Source organism: Brevundimonas sp. UBA4553 (assembly GCF_002387245.1).
In the GTDB taxonomy this organism is placed as follows: Bacteria; Pseudomonadota; Alphaproteobacteria; order Caulobacterales; family Caulobacteraceae; genus Brevundimonas.
The window spans coordinates 59,011-77,315 of the sequence record NZ_DGLD01000017.1 but is presented as its reverse complement, the minus strand read 5'-3'; the positions used below and the strand labels follow the sequence as shown (position 1 = coordinate 77,315).

Annotated in this window: 22 protein-coding genes and 1 riboswitch; of the genes, 13 read left to right on the top strand and 9 right to left on the bottom strand. The window is 68.0% G+C overall.

The window, feature by feature from the left end; genetic code table 11:
• Positions 1-6: 6 nt before the first annotated feature.
• Positions 7-933, top strand: a complete 927-nt coding sequence (locus B4A39_RS11565; protein ID WP_292036657.1) for a pepsin/retropepsin-like aspartic protease family protein — start codon at positions 7-9, stop codon at positions 931-933.
• A gap of 5 nt (positions 934-938) precedes the next feature.
• Here the strand turns inward: B4A39_RS11565 and ypfJ are convergent, their stop codons facing one another.
• The 3 genes from ypfJ to erpA all read right to left on the bottom strand — a co-directional run bounded on the left by ypfJ (position 939) and on the right by erpA (position 2,661).
• Entirely contained in the window at positions 939-1,790 is an 852-nt protein-coding gene (gene ypfJ / locus B4A39_RS11560) for a KPN_02809 family neutral zinc metallopeptidase (protein ID WP_292036656.1), read from the bottom strand.
• Positions 1,791-1,871: 81 nt separating this feature from the next.
• The gene (locus B4A39_RS11555) at positions 1,872-2,264 is read right to left on the bottom strand and encodes a hypothetical protein (RefSeq protein ID WP_292036655.1); all 393 of its coding nucleotides are present in this window, start codon (positions 2,262-2,264) and stop codon (positions 1,872-1,874) included.
• 43 nt (positions 2,265-2,307) lie between these two features.
• Entirely contained in the window at positions 2,308-2,661 is a 354-nt protein-coding gene (gene erpA / locus B4A39_RS11550) for an iron-sulfur cluster insertion protein ErpA (RefSeq protein ID WP_292036701.1), read from the bottom strand.
• Positions 2,662-2,764: 103 nt separating this feature from the next.
• Between erpA and B4A39_RS11545 the strand changes: the two genes are divergently transcribed.
• The 10 genes from B4A39_RS11545 to B4A39_RS11500 all read left to right on the top strand — a co-directional run bounded on the left by B4A39_RS11545 (position 2,765) and on the right by B4A39_RS11500 (position 10,368).
• Complete coding sequence (locus B4A39_RS11545; RefSeq protein ID WP_292036654.1) at positions 2,765-3,952, top strand: deoxyguanosinetriphosphate triphosphohydrolase; 1,188 nt, start codon at positions 2,765-2,767, stop codon at positions 3,950-3,952.
• A gap of 79 nt (positions 3,953-4,031) precedes the next feature.
• Positions 4,032-4,841, top strand: coding sequence for an SPOR domain-containing protein (locus B4A39_RS11540; RefSeq protein ID WP_292036653.1), 810 nt, complete (start codon positions 4,032-4,034; stop codon positions 4,839-4,841).
• Positions 4,842-4,852: 11 nt separating this feature from the next.
• Positions 4,853-5,902, top strand: a complete 1,050-nt coding sequence (gene nagZ, locus B4A39_RS11535; protein ID WP_292036652.1) for a beta-N-acetylhexosaminidase — start codon at positions 4,853-4,855, stop codon at positions 5,900-5,902.
• Between the two features lie 4 nt (positions 5,903-5,906).
• Positions 5,907-6,734: a segregation and condensation protein A gene (locus B4A39_RS11530; protein ID WP_292036700.1), complete on the top strand. Its 828-nt coding sequence runs from the start codon at positions 5,907-5,909 to the stop codon at positions 6,732-6,734.
• 153 nt (positions 6,735-6,887) lie between these two features.
• Positions 6,888-7,556, top strand: coding sequence for an SMC-Scp complex subunit ScpB (scpB, locus tag B4A39_RS11525; protein ID WP_292036651.1), 669 nt, complete (start codon positions 6,888-6,890; stop codon positions 7,554-7,556).
• Between the two features lie 74 nt (positions 7,557-7,630).
• A complete protein-coding gene (locus B4A39_RS11520) occupies positions 7,631-8,098 on the top strand; it encodes an AtpZ/AtpI family protein (protein ID WP_292036650.1) in 468 nt (155 codons plus the stop codon).
• 15 nt (positions 8,099-8,113) lie between these two features.
• Positions 8,114-8,899, top strand: a complete 786-nt coding sequence (locus B4A39_RS11515) for a F0F1 ATP synthase subunit A (protein WP_292036649.1) — start codon at positions 8,114-8,116, stop codon at positions 8,897-8,899.
• A gap of 57 nt (positions 8,900-8,956) precedes the next feature.
• Positions 8,957-9,181: a F0F1 ATP synthase subunit C gene (locus B4A39_RS11510; RefSeq protein ID WP_207822907.1), complete on the top strand. Its 225-nt coding sequence runs from the start codon at positions 8,957-8,959 to the stop codon at positions 9,179-9,181.
• Between the two features lie 88 nt (positions 9,182-9,269).
• Entirely contained in the window at positions 9,270-9,851 is a 582-nt protein-coding gene (locus B4A39_RS11505) for a hypothetical protein (RefSeq protein WP_292036648.1), read from the top strand.
• A 1-nt stretch (position 9,852) separates the two neighbouring features.
• Positions 9,853-10,368 (top strand): F0F1 ATP synthase subunit B, encoded by a 516-nt coding sequence (locus B4A39_RS11500; protein WP_292036647.1) that lies wholly within the window; start codon positions 9,853-9,855, stop codon positions 10,366-10,368.
• A 76-nt stretch (positions 10,369-10,444) separates the two neighbouring features.
• Here B4A39_RS11500 and B4A39_RS11495 read toward each other — a convergent pair whose 3' ends face one another.
• From B4A39_RS11495 to gcvT, 6 genes are all read right to left on the bottom strand, one after another.
• Entirely contained in the window at positions 10,445-10,915 is a 471-nt protein-coding gene (locus B4A39_RS11495; protein WP_292036646.1) for a DUF6789 family protein, read from the bottom strand.
• Between the two features lie 121 nt (positions 10,916-11,036).
• Positions 11,037-11,450, bottom strand: coding sequence for a PGPGW domain-containing protein (locus tag B4A39_RS11490; protein ID WP_292036645.1), 414 nt, complete (start codon positions 11,448-11,450; stop codon positions 11,037-11,039).
• Between the two features lie 230 nt (positions 11,451-11,680).
• The gene (gene gcvPB, locus B4A39_RS11485; RefSeq protein ID WP_292036644.1) at positions 11,681-13,261 is read right to left on the bottom strand and encodes an aminomethyl-transferring glycine dehydrogenase subunit GcvPB; all 1,581 of its coding nucleotides are present in this window, start codon (positions 13,259-13,261) and stop codon (positions 11,681-11,683) included.
• 15 nt (positions 13,262-13,276) lie between these two features.
• Positions 13,277-14,623 (bottom strand): aminomethyl-transferring glycine dehydrogenase subunit GcvPA, encoded by a 1,347-nt coding sequence (gcvPA, locus tag B4A39_RS11480; protein WP_292036643.1) that lies wholly within the window; start codon positions 14,621-14,623, stop codon positions 13,277-13,279.
• 121 nt (positions 14,624-14,744) lie between these two features.
• Entirely contained in the window at positions 14,745-15,110 is a 366-nt protein-coding gene (gene gcvH / locus B4A39_RS11475; RefSeq protein ID WP_292036642.1) for a glycine cleavage system protein GcvH, read from the bottom strand.
• Between the two features lie 12 nt (positions 15,111-15,122).
• Positions 15,123-16,238 (bottom strand): glycine cleavage system aminomethyltransferase GcvT, encoded by a 1,116-nt coding sequence (gene gcvT / locus B4A39_RS11470; RefSeq protein ID WP_292036641.1) that lies wholly within the window; start codon positions 16,236-16,238, stop codon positions 15,123-15,125.
• Positions 16,239-16,283: 45 nt separating this feature from the next.
• A riboswitch (glycine riboswitch) is annotated at positions 16,284-16,383 on the bottom strand.
• A gap of 208 nt (positions 16,384-16,591) precedes the next feature.
• Here gcvT and B4A39_RS11465 point away from each other — a divergent pair.
• Together B4A39_RS11465 and pncA are read left to right on the top strand one after the other, a co-directional pair.
• A complete protein-coding gene (locus B4A39_RS11465; RefSeq protein WP_292036640.1) occupies positions 16,592-17,560 on the top strand; it encodes a class 1 fructose-bisphosphatase in 969 nt (322 codons plus the stop codon).
• Between the two features lie 3 nt (positions 17,561-17,563).
• Positions 17,564-18,196 (top strand): bifunctional nicotinamidase/pyrazinamidase, encoded by a 633-nt coding sequence (gene pncA / locus B4A39_RS11460; protein WP_292036639.1) that lies wholly within the window; start codon positions 17,564-17,566, stop codon positions 18,194-18,196.
• Positions 18,197-18,305: the final 109 nt, after the last annotated feature.

The following is an 18,305-nucleotide window of genomic DNA, read 5'->3' as shown; positions in this document are numbered from 1 at the left end:
TCCTTCTTGATCCGCGCCGCTGCCGCCGCCGCTGCTGTCGGCGGCGGTCTTTGGCTCAAGGATCATGTGATCTGGCGACGGCCGCGCTTGAGCTTTCCCGATGGCGGGAACAGCGGCTGGTTGCCGTTCGTCGTGGCCAACGCCGCGACGCCGACGGTGCGGACGCGCATCGCCGGGCGAACCGTCACGGCGCTGATCGACAGCGGCGCTCAGTATTCGGTCATTGACCGGGCGCTGGTCGCGGATCTGGGCCTGACGACCTTCTTCGACATGCCGATGGTGGCCTATGGCGTCGGCGGTCAGCCGCAGGTCGGCCGCGGGGTGACCCTGGATCTGGCGGTCGGGGCGATGGCGGTCACGGGGCTGCGCGCCGCCATTCTCGACCTGGGTCCCATAGCCGAAGCGGCGGGCCTGTCAGCGCCACTGGTGCTGGGGCAGGACGTGCTGGGCGAGGCGGTGCTGGAAATGGAGATGAAGCGGCGACGGACGCGGCTGGTTGACCCGGCCGTTCATCAGCTGTCGCCGGCGGTTCGCCCGGTCGAGGTCCGGCGTGCGGGCGCTGCGCTGACCGGCGAAATCACCGTCGAGGGGGCGGTTATCCATGCGGTGATCGACACGGGGGCTTCGGCCCTGCTGGCCCTCAGCGAGAGCTCGGCCCTGGCGGCGGGTCTGCTGGACGGGCGGCCGCAACGGGCAAGCTCAAGCATTGTTCTCGGCGGCGTGGCGCCCGCGCGGGTGGTGCGAGCGCGCACAGTGACGTTCGGCGACGACCTGTGGCGCGGGGTGGCGACCAATGTCTACGCCGACGCGCCGCTGCCCAACTATCCGGCGGCGCTTCTCGGCATGGCCGCCTTCGAGGACCGTGACGTGGTGCTCGACCTGGGGCGAGGACGCCTGCACCTCTCGCCTCAGTTGGACCTGACCATAGGCTAGACGCCCTACAGCCCCTTGAAGGTGTCGCAGGCGGCCGGGTCGCCGGTCTGATAGCCGCGTTGCAGCCATTCGACGCGTTGCGCCGAGGAGCCGTGGGTGAAGCTTTCGGGCGACACGCGGCCGCCGCCGCGACGTTGCAGGGTGTCGTCGCCGATGGCCTGGGCGGTCTTCATGCCTTCTTCCAGATCGCCGGGCTCCAGCGCCACCTGACCGCCCGAGACGGCGGCGGCGTTCCGGGCCCACACACCGGCGTAGCAGTCGGCCTGAAGCTCCAGCGCGACGGAGTATCTGTTGCCCTCGGCCTGCGACCGAGCCGACTGCTGGGCGCGCTGCACCTGGTCGCTGGCCCCCGTCAGGTTCTGGACGTGGTGGCCGAACTCGTGGGCGATGACATAGGCCTTGGCGAAGTCGGCGCCCGAGGCCCCCAGCTTGGTCTCCATCTCACGCCAGAAGCCGAGGTCGAGATAGACCTTCTGGTCAGCGGGGCAGTAGAAGGGCCCCATGGCCGACTGCCCGAAGCCGCAGCCGGTCTGGGTGCCTTGCTCGTAGAGGACCGTCGTCGGCGGAGTGTACCCGCGCAGCTTGGTCTTCCACACGTCGTTGATGTTGGAGCCGATGACCTCGACGAACTGCCCCGCCTGATCCTCGGGCGAGCCCATCTTGCCGGCCTGTTCGGACTGGCTGACGCCGCCGAACTGGCTGGCGACCTGCTGGGTGGTGTTCGGGTCGATGCCGAAGACAAAATAGCCGATGGCCGCCAGCACGAGAACGCCGATGCCGCCGCCCGCCACGGCGCCGCCGCCCATGCCGCGCCGGTCCTCGATTCCGCCGCCGCGCCGTCCGCCCTGCCAACGCATGATGTCGTCTCCGCCCTGAAATCCCGGCCCAAGCTAGGCCCAAACGCGGGGCGCGGGGAAGAGATGCAAATTCGGCGGTCGTCAGTTCGGGCGGCGGTCCAGCCAGGCGTCGATCTCGGTGACGCCGCGGATCATTTCGTCACCCCGGCCGGCCTGAGCCTCGCGGGCCTGCCGCTCCTGTTCCAGCGTAGGCGGGACGTAGGCGGTGGGCGGGGGCGGCGGCGGCGTCGGTTGGCGCGCAGCCTGAAGCCGTTGGATCGTCAACTGCGTCTGAAGTCGCTGTTGCTGGGCCAGGGCGTCGCGCTCCGCCGCCTGGTTGCGCAGACGGTCCATCTCGATGCGGTGCTGGTCGGCGATGGCCGAACCGCGATCGTAGCCGGGCGGCGGCGGTCCTGGCCAGCCGGGCCAGGTCTGGGCCTTGGCCGCCAAGGGCAGGGCAGCCAGAAGCATGGTCATGAGAAACAGACGGCGCATGAGACTCACATGGGCGCCTGTCGCCCTCGCGCCAAGCGTGGCCCTAGATGGCGAAGCTGACGCCGCAGCCGCAGCTGGACGAGGCGTTCGGGTTGCGCACCACGAACTGCGCGCCCGCCAGCTCGTCGACGAAGGCGATCTCGGAGCCCTTGAGGAAGGGGATGGAGACGGGGTCGATCACCGCCGCCTGACCATCGCGACGGACGACCAGATCATCGGCCTCGGCCGCCTCAACCAGTTCCAGCCGATACTGGAAGCCCGAGCAGCCGCCGCCGTCGACGGCGACGCGCAGCATGATCGGCCTGCCCTCGACCTCGGCGAGTTTGGCCAGACGTTTCGCCGCGCTCTCGGCCAGAAGGATGCCTTCCGGGGCGCGGGGGGAAACCGAAAGCGACAGGTCGCGGGCTGATTCTGTGGATTGGACGGTGCTCACGGCTCTCTATATGAGGAGCTGACAGGCGTTCGCAAAGGCCTGTGCTGCAATAGAAGTGCTGTCCGCCTTGAGCCAGACCCGCGCGTCCTTCGCCGAAGACCCCGCCGCCAGCCGCGGCCGCCACGTCTTCGAGCCCGCCAGCCGCACCCGGACCCCCTTCGCCCGCGACCGCGACCGCATCATTCACGCCACCGCCTTCCGCCGTCTGAAGGAGAAGACCCAGGTCTTCGTGGCGCACGAAGGCGACCACTACCGCACCCGCCTGACCCACAGTCTGGAAGTGGCCCAGATCGCCCGTTCCCTGGCCCACGCCCTGCGGCTGGACGACGATCTGGCCGAGACCATCGCCCTGGCCCACGACCTAGGCCACCCGCCCTTCGCCCACGCCGGAGAGGACGAGTTGCAGGCCCAGATGGCCGACTACGGCGGCTTTGATCACAACGTCCAGAGCTTCCGGGTCATCACCGAGCTGGAGGTCCGCTATCCGAAATTCGCCGGCCTCAATCTGAGCTGGGAGACGGTCGAGGGCGTGATCAAGCACAACGGGCCTGTGACGCATCACCTGGATGATCCGGCCTGGAAAGCGGTGGCGGCCTATACGCCGGGCGGGGCGGCGAACTGGGATCTGCGCCTCGACACCTTCGCCTCGCTGGAGGCCCAGTGCGCGGCCATCGCCGACGACATCGCCTATAATAACCACGACGTGGACGACGGGGTGCAGGCCGGCCTGTTCACCCTGGCCGACCTCGCTGACGTCCCGCTGATCGGCCCCTGCCTGGCCGAGGTCCGTCGCGACTGGCCGATGCTGGACGACCGCATGGTGCGTCTGGAGGCGGTGCGCCGCATGATCGGGATCATGGTCGACGACGTCCTGGCCGAGACCGAGCGTCGGCTGGCCCAGCACCGCATCGTCACGGTCGAGGACGTCCGTCTGGCCCCGCAGATGATGGTGCAGTTCTCAGGCGCCATGATGGCCGATCTGGGCGTGCTGCGCCGCTTCCTGTTCGAGCGGATGTATCGCCATTACCGGGTCAACCGCACCCGCAGCCAGGCTCGTCGCGTCCTGTCGCAGCTGTTCCACCTGTTCATGGAAGAGCCCGAGGTCATGCCGCCCGAATGGTCGGCCCCGGCCCTGTCGGAGGACCCGGTCAAGCGGGCGCGGGCGGTGTGCGACTATATCGCCGGCATGACCGACCGCTACGCCATCGAGGTGCACGGCAAGCTGTTCAGTCTCGACCTGGCGCTTGATCTGTGATTCGAAAGCGGCCACGGGCGGGCTAGACTGATACTTCCCGGCGCCGATTCGCGCGGGGCCGATCCAGAAAGCGCGACCCATGTCCTACGACGACGATCACCGAGGCAACCCCAACGCCGGCCGCGAGCGGGGAGCCTATACGCCGCCCACCGACGACGACCTGCCGTTCGAGCGTCGCAGCTATGATCCGCGCCGCGCGCCGGCCGCCAAGTCGCCGCCGATCACCCTGATCATCAGCGCGATCGTGCTGCTGCTGCTGATCGTGGCCGTGGTGGTCTTCTACCGATCAGGCGTGCGCTCCTCGACCGACGCTCCGCCTGCTGTCGGCACGCCGGTCGAAAGCATGAAGGTCGAGGCGCCGTTGGACGCCCAACCGATCGACCCGGAAGCGGGCGTGCGCGTCTATCGCGACGGCGGCGAGGCGACCGACGCCGTCCCCACCTTCACCCCTGGCCCGGAAGCCGTCGCTCCGCGCCCCGCGCCTCAGCCTCTGCCGGCCGCTCCGGTCGCTACGGGCGCCCTGCCGCCCGCCGCCCCCGCCGCGACGGTCCCCGCGCCGGCTCGGCCCGCGCCCGTGACCCCGACGCCCGCCGCCAAGGCGCCGGTTGCGCCCGCTCCGGCCGCTCCGGCTGTTCCGGCCGCCGCCGGTGGTTCTTCCGGCGTGCAGATCGGCGCCTTCTCGTCGACCGCCATCGCCGACCGTGAATACGCCGCTGTCGCTGCCCGCTTCGGCCAATACGCTTCGGGCGCCGAAAAGCGCGTGCAGGAAGTCACCGCCGCCAACGGCTCGACCGTCTATCGCACCACCTTCACCGGCATGAGCCGCGAGCGCGCCGTCGCCTTCTGCAATGCGCTGAAGGCCGCCGGCCGCGACTGCATCGTCCGCTAGGACCTGAGCGAATGACCTCCGCCGCCATCTACGGCTGTTCCGGCCATAAGCTGACGGCGGAGGAGCGCGCCTTCTTCGCCGAGACCAAGCCCTGGGGCTTCATCCTGTTCCGCCGCAACGTGGACAGCCCCGCCCAGGTAAAAGCTCTGGTTGATGACCTGCGCGGCAGCGTGGGCCGCGCCGACGCCCCCGTCCTGATAGATCAGGAGGGCGGCCGGGTGCAGCGCCTTGGCCCGCCGCACTGGCCGAAGTATCCGCCGGGCTCGGCCTATCTGAAGGCCGTCAACGACCCGATGGCGGCGCGCGAACTGGTGCGTCTGGGGGCGCGTCTGATCGCCCATGACCTGCGCGAGCTGGGCATCACCGTCGACTGCGTGCCGGTGCTGGACGTGCCGGTGCCGGGCGCCCACGACATCATCGGCGACCGCGCCTATGCCCAGGATCCTGCCACCGTGACCCAGTTGGGTCGGGCGGCGGCTGAGGGCCTGCTGGCCGGCGGCGTCCTGCCCATCATCAAGCACATCCCCGGCCACGGCCGCGCCTTTTCGGACAGCCACCACGACCTGCCTGTGGTCGAGACCGATCTGGCGACGCTGGACGCCTGGGACTTCGCCCCGTTCAAGGCCCTGTCGGACATGCCGATGGCGATGACGGCACACGTCGTCTTCACCGCCGTCGACGCCCGGCGCCCGGCCACGACGTCGAAGAAGGGCATCCGCCTGATGCGCGAGCATCTGGGCTTCTCCGGCCTGATCATGTCCGACGACCTGTCGATGAAGGCCCTTTCCGGAACCTTGACCGAGCGCGCCGAACAGTCGCTGAAGGCCGGCTGCGATGTGGTCTTGCACTGCAATGGCGACCTTGGCGAAATGCGCCAGGTGGCCGAGGGGACTGGCAAGCTGAAGGGCGAGGCCAGGCGCCGCGCCGAGGCGGCGCTGAACCGCATCGTCCGCGCGCCCGAACCGCTGGATGCGGCCGAGGCCCGCGCGCGGCTGGAAGCGGCCCTGAGCGGACGCTTCGAGGTCGCCAAGGGCCCCGATGTCGGCGAGGCGCAAGCCTGACATGATGGATCAGGCGTTCCAGCCCAATCTGGACTTCGCCGCCGTTGATGACGCTGACGCCGCCGAGGCCTTCGTCGTCGATCTGGAAGGCTATGAAGGACCGCTGCACGTCCTGCTGGCGCTGGCGCGCACGCAGAAGGTGGACCTGCTGAAGCTGTCGATCACCAAGCTGGCGGAGCAGTATCTGGCCTTCGTTCATGAGGCGCGGCGGCGCAACTTCGCCATGGCGGCCGACTATCTGGTGATGGCGTCATGGCTGGCCTATCTGAAGTCGCGCCTGCTGCTGCCCCGTACCGAAAAGGGCAAGGCCGAGGAGCCTCCGGCCGAGGAAATGGCGGCCGCCCTCGCGTTTCGCCTGCAAAAGCTGGAGGCCATGCGCCGCTCGGTCGAGGCTATCACCAGCCGCCCGCAGCTGAAGCGTGACGTCTTCACCCGTGGCGACCCCGAAGCCACCGTCATCATTCCCTCCGACCGCGTGGACGCCAGTCTCTATGAACTGATGGCGGCCTATGTCGCCCAGCGCCGCCGCGAGGAACGTCGCAACTATGCCCCCGGCCAGCGGGTCGAGGCCTTCCAGCTGGAGGCCGCGCGCGACTGGCTGCGCTCCATGATGCCGCGTCTGGCCGACTGGACGCCGCTGGAGCAGGTGGCGCCCGCGCGTGAGGACGAAGACGGGGAGGGGCCGAGCCAGGCCAGCTATACAGCCTCCACCCTGTCGGCCAGCCTGGAGCTGGTGAAGGAGGGGGCCATGGACGTGCGCCAGGCCGAGGCCTTCGCCGACCTCTTCCTCAAACGCCGGGGCCTCGGCCAACCGCTGGAACTGACGCCGTGAGTGCTTTGTGGCCGCTCATCCCTGCGGAGGCGGGGACCCAGTACTTTGGCCAGCGCCGAGATCATTTGCAGTTTCTGACGCGCAGGTCGGTTGGCCGCAGCCGCGCCGCTCAAACCTGGGTCCCCGCCTCCGCGGGGATGAGCGGGAGTATTCATGTCTGACCTCAGCTTCAAACCCGACGAAACCGAGATCGAACGCCGGGTCGAGGCCCTGCTGTTCGCCGCCTCCGCGCCCCTCTCGGCGGCCGAGATCGCGCGCCGTCTGCCGGAAGGCGCCGATGCGGGCCGGGCCATCGCTTCCTTGCGCCAGCGCTATCAGGGCAGGGGCGTCGAGCTGGAATGCGTGGCCGATCGCTGGCGGTTCCGCACCGCCGCCGACCTCGGCTTCCTGATGACCGAGGAGCGCGAGGAGCCGCGCCGCCTGTCCAAGGCCGCGCTCGAGACCCTGGCCATCATCGCCTACCACCAGCCCTGCACCCGGGCCGAGATCGAGAGCGTGCGCGGCGTCTCCCTGTCCAAGGGGACGCTGGATCTGTTGCTGGAGATGGATTTCGTGCGGCTGCGCGGACGTCGCCGGACACCGGGCCGCCCCGTCACCTACGCCACGACCGATCGATTCCTGGAGCATTTCAGCCTGGCCAGCCTGTATGATCTGCCGGGCGTGCAGGAGATGAAGGCCGCCGGCCTGCTGGACCTGTCGATCCCGGTTGGGTTCGAGGTGCCCGATCCGACCCGCAGCGGCGATAGCGAAGGTGAGGACCTGCTGACCGGTCTGGACGAGGGATCGCCCGAGTTCGCCCAGGATTTCGTCAGCGAGGACTGAGAGTCGCCCCGCCGCCAGCGACGCATCGCCACGGTCAAGCCCGAAGTTGCGATAAATGCTGGATTTTCAGGGTCTTGGCGGCCGGTTTCCGCGTCTTGACCTTCCGCCCCCCGGCCTATAGGTTCCGCGCCGAATTCAGACCTTCTCGGCGTTCTCGCCGGGCGCTGGGCGAAGCAACCATGTCTCCTACGAAGGAATCGCGCGAAGAGGCGATCGCACGCCTCACCAAGAGCGCATCCGAACTCGAGACGCGGACGGCCAACGCCCGGTCGGCGGAAATCTCGGCGCACGCCGTGACGAGCCAGGCCTACAAGATCATCGCCGAGCTTCTCGGCGGCGTGATCGTAGGGATTGCTATTGGATTCGGCGTCGACCGTTTGTTCGGCACGGCGCCTTGGGGTTTGATCGGCGGGGTCCTGTTGGGCTTCGCCTTGTCGTTGTGGATGGCGCGCCGGACGGCCAATCGGCTGATGGCGCAGGCTAAGGCGGCGGGGATACAGGCTGAGGCCATCCCCTTCGAGGAAGCCGGCGAGAAAGACTAAGGAGCGAAAGGCCCCATGGCCGATCCGATTCACCAGTTCCAGATTCAGAAGGTCGTGGACCTTCCTGACGTCACGCTGCCCGGCGTCGGCGTGGTTGATCTCGCCATCACCAATTCGCACATCGCCATGACGCTCGGCTTTGTCATGGTCGTCGGCTTCCTGGCCCTCGTCACTTCGGGCGCCAAGGTCGTGCCGGGTCGTCTTCAGGCGGCGGGCGAAAGCCTGTTCGGCATGATCGACAACCTGACCGATTCGATCATCGGCCACGAAGGGCGCAAGTATTTCCCCTTCATCTTCACCCTGTTCACCCTGATCCTGATCATGAACATCCTCGGCATGTTCATGACCTTCACCGCCACGTCGCAACTGGCCGTGACGGTGACCTTCGCGGTCCTGACCTTCGGCCTGGTGGTCGTCGTCGGCTTCGCGAAGAACGGTCTGGGCTTCTTCAAGCTGTTCTGGCCCATGGGCGCGCCTCTGGCGCTGCGCCCCGTCGTCGGCCTGATCGAGTTCGTCTCCTTCCTGCTGCGTCCCGTCACCCTGGCCCTTCGTCTGTTCGGCAACATGCTGGGCGGTCACGTGGCGCTGAAGATCTTCGCCGGTTTCGTCGTCTCGCTGGGCGCGCTCGCCATGGGCGGCGGTCTCAACCTGCTGGCCTTCCCGGTCGCCGCCCTGTCGCTGGGCATGGTGGTCGCGCTGACGGCTCTGGAATTCCTTGTGGCCTTCCTTCAGGCTTTCGTTTTCGCCGTTCTGGCCTGCATCTATCTCAATGATGTGGTCAACCTGGACCACGCCCACTAAGGGCAGGACCAGTCTTCTAAACCCCAACCTCTAAACCCCAACTCTAGGATACACATCATGGACGCTGAAGCCGCGAAGTACATCGGCGCCGGTCTGGCTACCCTCGGCATGATCGGCTCGGCCGTCGGCGTGGGCAACATCTTCGGTCAATTCCTGTCGGGCGCCCTGCGCAACCCGTCGGCCGCTGCCGGCCAAGTCGGCAACCTGTTCGTCGGCGCCGCTCTGGCGGAAGCCCTGGGCATCCTGGCCTTCGTGCTGGGCGTCCTGATGATCTTCGGCTGATCGGTTCACCCGAACGCCTTTTCGAGTCGGCGCCGCTGGGCCTGGGGTCCACGGCGCCGCCTTCATTCTGATTTTCGACAGCACGGTTATGGCCACGACACCTACCCCTATTGCTGCGATCCCGTCTTCGGTTGAGGCGGATCTGCACACCGAGACGGCGGTTCCGGAAGCCCATCACGAATCGGGCGGCCTGCCGCAGTTCGACTTCGCCCACTGGGGCGGGCAGATCGTCTACCTGCTGTTCCTGTTCGTCATTCTCTACATCCTGATCGCCAAGGTCTTCGCGCCGCGTCTGCGTCGCGTGCTTGACGAACGGGCCGAGACCATTTCGTCGGCCGTCGCCACCGCCCGCTCGGTTCAGGCCGAGGCCGCAGGCCAGGCCGAGGCCGCCAAGGCCGAGGTCGAGAAGGCCCGCGCCGAGGCTCGCGCCACCGCCGTCGCCGCCAAGGCCCGCGTGGCCGAGGAGGCCCAGGCGCGTCAGGCCCAGGAAGAAGCCGTCGTTTCGACGCGCATCGCCGAGGCCGAGGCCGCTATCGCCAAGACCCGCGACGCCGCCATGGTCCACGTCTCGACCGTCGCCGCCGACACGGCCAAGGCCATGGTCGAGCGCCTGACGGGCAAGGCTCCGACCGCCGCCGAAGTCGCCGCCGCCGTCAAGGGAGCCGTCTGATATGAACATGTTCATGGAGCCGGGCTTCTGGAGCCTGGGCAGCGCTGAGCTGTGGGTCCTAGTCGGCCTGCTGATCTTCGTCGCCATCGTCGTCGCCGCCGGCGTCCCGAAGATGGTCGCCAAGGCCCTGGACGACAAGGCCGCCAAGATCCAATCGGAACTGGACGAGGCTGCTCGCCTGCGCGCCGAGGCTGAAGCTATGCTGGCCCAGATCCGGCAGGAGAAGGCCGAAGCCGAGGCCCAGGCCGCAGACATGCTGGCCGCCGCCGAAGCCGACGCCCGCCGCATCGAGGCCGAGGCCAAGGCCAAGCTGGAAGAGACCCTGACCCGTCGTCAGGCTCTGGCCGAGCGTCGCATCGCCCAGGCCGAGGCCCAGGCCACGACCGAGGTCAAGGCCGCCGCCGCGGAGCTGGCCGCCAAGGCCGCTCAGGACATCCTGACCGCCCGTCTGGCCGCCGCCAAGTCGGATCCGCTGATCGACGCCGCCATCGGCCAGATCGGCGACAAGCTGAACTAGCTTCGGTCCGAACCACAAACACATCAGGCCCCGCCGGCGACGGCGGGGCCTTTTGCGTTCTGGCGGTGCGCTGGGCCTAGTGGGCGGGCGCGCCGTGGATGAAGCTCGCAGCGCGTTTTTCACGCGCCTGCAAGCGGGCGAAGACGTTGCCCATCACGCCGCCGAAGATCATGTGCGTGATCAGCATCCAGCCGAAGGTGCCGAAGCCCGCGCTGCCGGTGAAGGTGCGGGGATCGCCCATCATCGTGATGATCAGCATCATCGCCACCCAGGCCGCCACGGCGAACAGGATGCCCTTGGTCTCGGGGGTGTTGGTGGGCAGGCGGCTATAAACCACGGCGAACAACGGTCCCATGATCAGCGAGCCGATGACGAAGTGGATGGCCCATCCCGCCGCGAGGTTGCTGCCCAGTCCGAACATGCGGGCGACGACTTCGGGGAAGGGATCGAAGACCTTGGCGAACAAGAGGTTCACCGCCTCAAGAATGGAAACCGCGACGGTCGCTAGGAAGCCGGCGGCGATTCCCTGTTTTACGCGTGACATCATGAGAAGAGCGCCTCCCAACGCCATCTGCTTTTTGACTACGCAAGGGGAAGCATACGCCGTTCAGCGCAAACGCGATCGCACCGCCGTTCACGTTACCGTGTGCGGTGAAATGAGGCTTTTTCTAGTGGAACAGTTTGCGGAGGGCGCGGCGAACGCGCTTACGCACCCGGATCAGCTGGCGTGAAGGGCGTTTGCGCAGCACCACCTTTTCGGCGCGCAGAGCCTGTTGCCAGAAGACAGGAGCGATCTCGGGGTTCTTTCGCATTAGGCGGCGGAAGGGATAGACCCACTTCGGCCGCGCGTACTGGGCGCGGATGAACTGGCGCTTGGCCCACCAGGAGTTGCGCAGCAGCAGGATCAGACCCAAGGCGATGACCGGCGCGCCGCCCGGGCCGGGCAGGGGGGCGATCAGGATGCCCAGGCCGATGATCAGAAAGCCCAGAGCCATCATGCCCCAGCGCTTCGCACGTCGCAGCAGACCGGCCTTCTGGCGAGGCTGGCTGTCGGCGCGGAAGGGGATCAGGGCGAGGGTCACGGGCGTCACAGCAGCGAGAGGAGGAGGCGGGAAGACAACGCCCGCTCGTGCCGCTCGCTCCTTCCTTGCGGAAGTTCACGCCGACCGTGGCGACATCGTCACACTCATCCTAGACACGCGCGACAAGGCCGAACCGTGGCGTGGGGGTGAAGCTTTCGTAAGAGGGGCTGAAATGCAAAACGCCGTGTCCCGAAAGACACGGCGCTTCACTTCAGATCAGGGTCGCAGCCCTATTCGGCGGCGATGTTGGAGCCTTCCGGGGCCGACCAGCGCAGACGCGGCGAACGCGCGGCGCGGGTTTCGTCCAGACGCCGCAGGGGCGCATGGAAGGGGGCGCCCTTGAAGCGGTCAACCTCGCCGGCTTTCGCCGCCTCGGCCAGCAGACGCATGGCGTGGATGAAGCGATCCAGCTCCTGCTTGGATTCCGTTTCGGTCGGCTCGATCAGCATGGCCCCGTGGACGACCAGGGGGAAATACATGGTCATCGGGTGGAAGCCCTCGTCGATCATCGCCTTGGCGAAGTCGAGCGTGGTGATGTCCGTGCCCTTCAGCCATTCATCGTCGAACAGGGCCTCGTGCATGCACGGACCCTCGGGGAAGGCTGGGCTCATCAGGTCCTGCAGGCGGGCCTTGATGTAGTTGGCGTTCAGAACGGCGTCCTCGGCCACCTGACGCAGGCCGTCCGAGCCGTGGCTCATCATGTAGGACAGGGCGCGCACATACATGCCCATCTGCCCCTGGAAGGCGCACAGGCGGCCGAAAGCCTGGACGGCCTCGTCCTCTTCACGTTCGACCAGCTTGTAGCCGTCGCCGGTGTTCACGACCCACGGAGCGGGGGCGAACGGGGCCAGGGCTTCCGACAGGACCACCGGACCGGCGCCAGGACCGCCGCCGCCGTGGGGCGTCGAGAAAGTCTTGTGCAGGTTGATGTGCATGGCGTCGACGCCCAGGTCGCCCGGGCGCACCCGGCCGACGATGGCGTTGAAGTTGGCGCCGTCGCAATAGAAGTAGGCGCCCGCTTCGTGGGTCAGGCGGCTGATCTCCAGGATGTCGCGCTCGAACAGGCCGCAGGTGTTCGGGTTGGTGACCATGATGGCGGCCACGTCCGGACCCAGCTTGGACGCCAGATCGGCCACGTCCACGCGACCGTCGTCGGTCTGGGCCACTTCCACGACCGAATAGCCGACGAAGGCGGCGGTGGCCGGGTTGGTGCCGTGGGCCGAGGTCGGGACCAGGACCTTGCGGCGCTGCTCATGCTCGCCCTTGGCTTCGTGGGCGGCGCGGATGGCCATCAGGCCGCACAGCTCGCCATGCGCGCCGGCCTTGGGCGACAGAGCCACCGCAGGCATGCCCGTCAGCGTCGTCAGCCAGTGGGCCAGCTGGTCCATCAGCTCCAGCGCGCCCTGAACCGTCGATTGCGGCTGCAGCGGGTGAATGTCCGAGAAGCCGGGCAGACGCGCCATCTTCTCGTTCAGGCGCGGGTTGTGCTTCATCGTGCACGAGCCCAGTGGATAGATGGCCAGGTCGATGGCGTGGTTCTTCTGGCTCAGGCGCACATAGTGGCGCATGGCCTCGGGCTCCGACAGGCCGGGCAAGCCGATCGGGTCCTTGCGGACCAGGTCGCCCAGATCCGAACCGTTGGTGGCGGGCTTGGGCAGGTCGACGCCGGTCTTGTTCCAGCCGTCGATCTCGAAGATCAGGGCCTCGTCCTGCAGCAGGCCGCGCGCGCCCGTCAGGGTCGGGTGCTTGTAGTCGTTGTCCGGCAGGGCGTTCGGGGTGGTCGGACGGCCGACAGTGTTCATCGTGCTCATGATTCCAAACTCCCTTTAGGCGGCCAGGACCTTGGCGAGCGAAGCCGCCAGGATCTTGATGTCGGCGTCCAGCGTGGTCTCGGTGGCGGCGACCAGCAGGACGTCGTCGAGACCCGCTTCCGGAGCCAGGCGGCTGTAGGGGACGCCGGCCAGGACGCCGTTGTCGGCCAGGGTCTGAACCACGTCCGCGGCGTTCTTGGGCAGCTTGACCGCGAACTCGTTGAAGAAGCGCGGGGTCAGGACCTCGACGCCGGGAATGGCGGCCAGGGCGTCGCGGGTGGCGAGCGCCTTCTCGTGGTTGAGCAGGGCCATCTGACGCAGGCCCGTCTCGCCCAGCAGGCTCATGTGGATGGTGAAGGCCAGGCAGCACAGGCCCGAGTTGGTGCAGATGTTCGATGTGGCCTTGTCGCGGCGGATGTGCTGCTCGCGCGTGGACAGGGTCAGGACGAAGCCGCGACGGCCGTCGGCGTCCACCGTCTCACCGCAGTAGCGGCCCGGTGTCTGGCGCAGCAGCTTCTCGCGGGTGGCGAACAGCCCGATGTAGGGGCCGCCGAAGTTCAGGGCGTTGCCGATCGACTGGCCTTCGGCCGCGACGATGTCGGCGCCCATTTCGCCGGGCGACTTCAGCAGGCCCATCGACACGGCTTCGGTGACCACGACGATCAGCAGGGCGCCGGCGGCGTGGGCGGCCTCGGCGATCTTGGTGACGTCGGTGGCGGTGCCGAAGACGTTGGGGGTCTGGACGACGACGCAGGCCGTGTCCTTGTCGATGGCGGCGATGACGGCGTCTTCGGCGTCAACGGCGGCGGTCAGGGCCTGGGTCTCGACGCCGACGGCGTGAACCACGGTCTCGGTGGCCCTGACGTAGTGCGGGTGCACGCCGCCCGAGATGACGGCCTTGTTGCGGCGGGTCACGCGGGTGGCCATCAGCACGCCCTCGGCCATGGCGGTCGAGCCGTCATAGAGGGAGGCGTTGGCGACTTCCATGCCGGTCAGGTTCGCGACCTGGGTCTGGAACTCGTACAGGTATTGCAGCGTGCCCTGGGCGATTTCCGGCTGATAGGGGGTGTAGCTGGTCAGGAATTCCGACCGCTGGATCACGTGATCGACCGTGGCCGGGACGTGGTGCTTGTAAGCGCCGGCGCCGCAGAAGAAGGGCACGGTTCCCGCCGTGGCGTTCTTGCCCGCCAGGGCCGAGAGGGCGCGTTCGACCTCCAGTTCGCCCGCCACGCGGGGCAGGTCGACGAAGCCGTCGCGGCGCGCGGCCTGCGGCACGTCGACGAAGAGGTCGTCGATGGATTTGGCGCCGATGGCGGCCAGCATGGCCTCACGGTCGTCGGGCGTCAGGGGGAGGTAGCGCATTACAGGTCCTCGGCGGCATCCCGGAGGTCGCGAGGCGCGACGCTCCGGGAGCGCTTCAAGCGGCGGGGAATCCGGCGATCCCGGATCGGCGCGCCGCGCCGTCCGGGGACGACGGCGGGTCTTAGAGGGTGGTCAGGTAGGCGTCGTAGGCGGCCTGATCCATCAGGGCGTCGATGGCCGAGGCGTCGGCGACCTTGATCTTGGCGAACCAGCCTTCGCCTTCCGGGTCGGCATTGACGGTTTCCGGGGCCGAGGCCAGGGCGTCGTTGCCCTCGATAACCTCGCCGGCGACCGGGGCGTAGACGTCCGAAGCGGCCTTGACCGATTCCACGACGGCGAAGCTGTCGCCGACCGAGACGGTCTTGCCGGCTTCCGGCGTCTCGACGAACACCACGTCGCCCAGGGCGTCAGCGGCGTGCTTGGAGATGCCGACCGTGGCGACGTCGCCCTCGAGGCGGACCCACTCGTGATCTTTGGTGAAGCGCATGTGTCTGATCTCTCAGGCTTTAGGTTTGCGATAGTAGCGGGTAGCCACGAAGGGCATTGCGACGACTTCGGCGGCGGCGGGCTTGCCGCGGACGATGACTTTCAGGTCCGTGCCCAGGGCGGCGACAGCCGGGGGGACGTAGCCCATGGCGATGTTGCGGCCCAGAGTCGGCGAGGGGCCGCCCGAGGTGATCTTGCCGATGACGTTCCCGTCCATGTCGGCGATCTCGGCGCCTTCACGGGCCGGGGCCCCTTCCTTGACGTGCAGGGCGATGCGGACGCGCGCCGGGCCGTCGGCCAGTTCCTTCAGGATGCGCTCGGCGCCGTTGAAGTCGGCGGCTTCCTTGCGCGACTTGGACAGGGCGAAGGTCAGGGCGGCCTCGACCGGGCTGGTCGTGGAGTCGATGTCGTGGCCATGCAGCGGCAGACCGGCCTCCAGACGAAGGCTGTCGCGGGCGCCCAGGCCGATCGGCTTCACGCGGGCGTCTTCCAGCAGCAGGTTCCAGACGCGCTCGGCGTCGGCGTTAGGCACGGAAATCTCGTAGCCGTCCTCGCCGGTGTAGCCCGAGCGGGAGACGAAGCAGTCGACGCCGAACAGCATCAGACGCGCCGAATCCATGAAGCCCATCTCTCCGAGAGCGGGTTCATGCTTGGCCATGACCTCGGCGGCTTCCGGCCCCTGGATGGCCAGAAGGGCGCGGTCGTCCAGGACGGTCAGCTTGGCGTCGCCCGCCAGATTGGCGTTCAGGAAGGCGAAGTCGGCGTCCTTGTTGCCGGCGTTGACCACGACATAGAGGCCGTCATGGTCGGGCTTGCCGGCCATCAGGTCGTCCATGATCCCGCCCTCGGCGTTCAGCAGCAGGGAATACTTCTGCTTGCCGTCCTTCAGGATTTGATAGTCGCCGGGGACGAAGCGCTGGAACTGGACGATGGCGTCGTCGCCGGTGATGCGGGCCTGGCCCATGTGTGAGACGTCGAACAGACCGGCGTGCTCGCGGGTCCAGCGGTGCTCGGCCAGGACGCCTTCGTACTGGACCGGCATGTCATAGCCGCCGAACCCGACCATGCGGGCGCCCAGGGCGCGATGCGCCGCGTTGAGAGGGGTGGTCTTCAGGGCCTGGTCGCTCATCGAGCATCCTCCGGTCGCGGATTGCGGCGATAGCTTCGCCGTCGTCGCGCCCCCGCTGTCCTGAAGCCTGAGAGATTCGCCCGTCCCCGAAAGGTCGGCCTTGCTCCGTCGGCGCGCCATACGGCGACTTTCCAGCGTCCGTGCGCCTTCGCGGTCCTTTTGCCTGAGCGTTTCCGGGGCGGTTGCGCCTTCGGCCCCGACGGCCGCTGCGCGACCGCCGATCTCTCCCGCGAGAGCGTGCGACCTAAGGCCCCGACTCCGGGCCGAAGTCAAGCGGCGCCGGGCTTGCCGCGAACGATCCGACAGGCCATGAGAGGCGCGACCTCCCCCTCGCCACAGGATTGAAGGCCGCCATGACCGCTCGCACCGACCTCGCCGCCCACCTGGCCGCTCTCGATTTGCCGCAGGGCCTGAGCCAGACCCTGACGGCCGCCGCCGCCGCCTGCGTCGAAATCCGCAAGATTGTCTCGGGCGGGGCCCTGGTCGGCGCCCTGGGTGCATCGGGCGTCGTCAACGTGCAGGACGAGGAGCAGAAGAAGCTCGACGTCATCTCCAACGACGTGCTGACCGACATGCTGCTGGCCTGCCCGGCGGTGGCGGGCGTGGCGTCCGAGGAGATGGATACAGTCCAGCCGGCGACCAACCCCGCGGGCGAGTATCTGGTCCTGTTCGACCCGCTGGACGGCTCGTCCAACATCGACATCAACGCCCCGGTCGGCACCATCGTCTCTGTGCTGAAGTCGCCGTCGGCGACGCCGGGCGAGGTCGACTTCCTGCAACCGGGTCGTCAGCAGGTCGCGGCCCTCTATGCCGTCTATGGCGGCCAGACCATGCTGGTGCTGACCACGGGCCAGGGCGTGGCCGGCTTCACCCTGTCGCACGACGGCCAGTGGCTGATGACGCACGAGAAGATCACCGTGCCGGCGGACACCAAGGAGTTCGCCATCAACATGTCGAACCAGCGCCACTGGGCCGAGAGCGTGCAACGCTACATCGACGGCTGCCTGCAGGGCGCGGACGGTCCTCGGGCCAAGAATTTCAACATGCGCTGGGTCGCCGCCATGGTGGCCGACGTCCACCGCATCCTGATGCGCGGCGGGGTCTTCCTCTACCCGTGGGACAAGCGTGAGCCGAACAAGCCCGGCAAGCTGCGCCTGATGTACGAGGGCAACCCCATGGCCTTCCTGATCGAACAGGCGGGCGGCAAGGCCACGACGGACGGCCAGCAGGCCATTCTGGACGTGACCCCGACCGAACTGCACCAGCGCATTCCCGTAGCCCTGGGCTCGGCCAATGAGGTCGATCGGATCGCGGCGGCCTGAGCCATGAGGATCACCGCTTCAGACGCCCTTCTGGTCATCGACGCCCAGAACGACTTCTGCGAGGGCGGCGCCCTGGCGGTGCAGGGCGGGGCGGGGGTCATGCCTCTGATCAACCGACTGGCCGCACGCTTCGACACGGTGATCGCCACCCAGGACTGGCACACGCCGGACCAGATCAGCTTCGCCTCCAACCACGCGGACGCGACGCCCTTCACCGAGATCGAGGTGGCCTACGGCCCTCAGATGCTGTGGCCGGACCATTGCCTGCAAGGGACCTTGGGGGCGGACTTCCACCCCGAGGTTGCCCCCGCGATCCGCAGGGCGCTGGCCGTGGTCCGCAAGGGCTACAATCCGGCGGTCGACAGCTATTCCGGCTTCTTCGAGAACGACCATCGCACGGCGACAGGTCTGGCGGGTCTGCTGCGCGACCGGGGCGTGACGCGCGTCTTCCTGTGCGGCCTCGCCTATGACTACTGCGTCCGCTTCACCGCCGAGGACGCAGTGCGCGAAGGTTTCGAGGCCGTGGTGATCGAGGACGCCTGCCGGGCCATTGCCACGGATACGGCGGCGGCGGCCAAGGCGAGCTTCGCGGCGCAGGGCGTGGGTGAGATCAAGGCGGTTACGATCCTCGGCTGATCAATTCCCCTTCCGTCATCCTCCGGCAAGCCGCGTAGCGGCGCAGACCGGGGGACCCAGCGGCGCCGAAGGCGATCCTTGCGGCGAGCGCTGCGCTTGAAGGTTTCGC

What these genes read in the sequence shown, in the direction of transcription:
- B4A39_RS11555 (WP_292036655.1), bottom strand. Translation starts at nt 2,264, where the DNA reads ATGCGCCGTCTGTTTCTCATGACCATGCTTCTGGCTGCCCTGCCCTTG.
- gcvPB (WP_292036644.1), bottom strand. Translation starts at nt 13,261, where the DNA reads ATGAGCACGATGAACACTGTCGGCCGTCCGACCACCCCGAACGCCCTG.
- ypfJ (WP_292036656.1), bottom strand. Translation starts at nt 1,790, where the DNA reads ATGCGTTGGCAGGGCGGACGGCGCGGCGGCGGAATCGAGGACCGGCGC.
- B4A39_RS11515 (WP_292036649.1), top strand. Translation starts at nt 8,114, where the DNA reads ATGGCCGATCCGATTCACCAGTTCCAGATTCAGAAGGTCGTGGACCTT.
- gcvPA (WP_292036643.1), bottom strand. Translation starts at nt 14,623, where the DNA reads ATGCGCTACCTCCCCCTGACGCCCGACGACCGTGAGGCCATGCTGGCC.
- B4A39_RS11505 (WP_292036648.1), top strand. Translation starts at nt 9,270, where the DNA reads ATGGCCACGACACCTACCCCTATTGCTGCGATCCCGTCTTCGGTTGAG.
- B4A39_RS11465 (WP_292036640.1), top strand. Translation starts at nt 16,592, where the DNA reads ATGACCGCTCGCACCGACCTCGCCGCCCACCTGGCCGCTCTCGATTTG.
- gcvH (WP_292036642.1), bottom strand. Translation starts at nt 15,110, where the DNA reads ATGCGCTTCACCAAAGATCACGAGTGGGTCCGCCTCGAGGGCGACGTC.
- gcvT (WP_292036641.1), bottom strand. Translation starts at nt 16,238, where the DNA reads ATGAGCGACCAGGCCCTGAAGACCACCCCTCTCAACGCGGCGCATCGC.
- B4A39_RS11495 (WP_292036646.1), bottom strand. Translation starts at nt 10,915, where the DNA reads ATGATGTCACGCGTAAAACAGGGAATCGCCGCCGGCTTCCTAGCGACC.
- nagZ (WP_292036652.1), top strand. Translation starts at nt 4,853, where the DNA reads ATGACCTCCGCCGCCATCTACGGCTGTTCCGGCCATAAGCTGACGGCG.
- B4A39_RS11530 (WP_292036700.1), top strand. Translation starts at nt 5,907, where the DNA reads ATGGATCAGGCGTTCCAGCCCAATCTGGACTTCGCCGCCGTTGATGAC.
- scpB (WP_292036651.1), top strand. Translation starts at nt 6,888, where the DNA reads ATGTCTGACCTCAGCTTCAAACCCGACGAAACCGAGATCGAACGCCGG.
- B4A39_RS11510 (WP_207822907.1), top strand. Translation starts at nt 8,957, where the DNA reads ATGGACGCTGAAGCCGCGAAGTACATCGGCGCCGGTCTGGCTACCCTC.
- B4A39_RS11500 (WP_292036647.1), top strand. Translation starts at nt 9,853, where the DNA reads ATGAACATGTTCATGGAGCCGGGCTTCTGGAGCCTGGGCAGCGCTGAG.
- B4A39_RS11540 (WP_292036653.1), top strand. Translation starts at nt 4,032, where the DNA reads ATGTCCTACGACGACGATCACCGAGGCAACCCCAACGCCGGCCGCGAG.
- pncA (WP_292036639.1), top strand. Translation starts at nt 17,564, where the DNA reads ATGAGGATCACCGCTTCAGACGCCCTTCTGGTCATCGACGCCCAGAAC.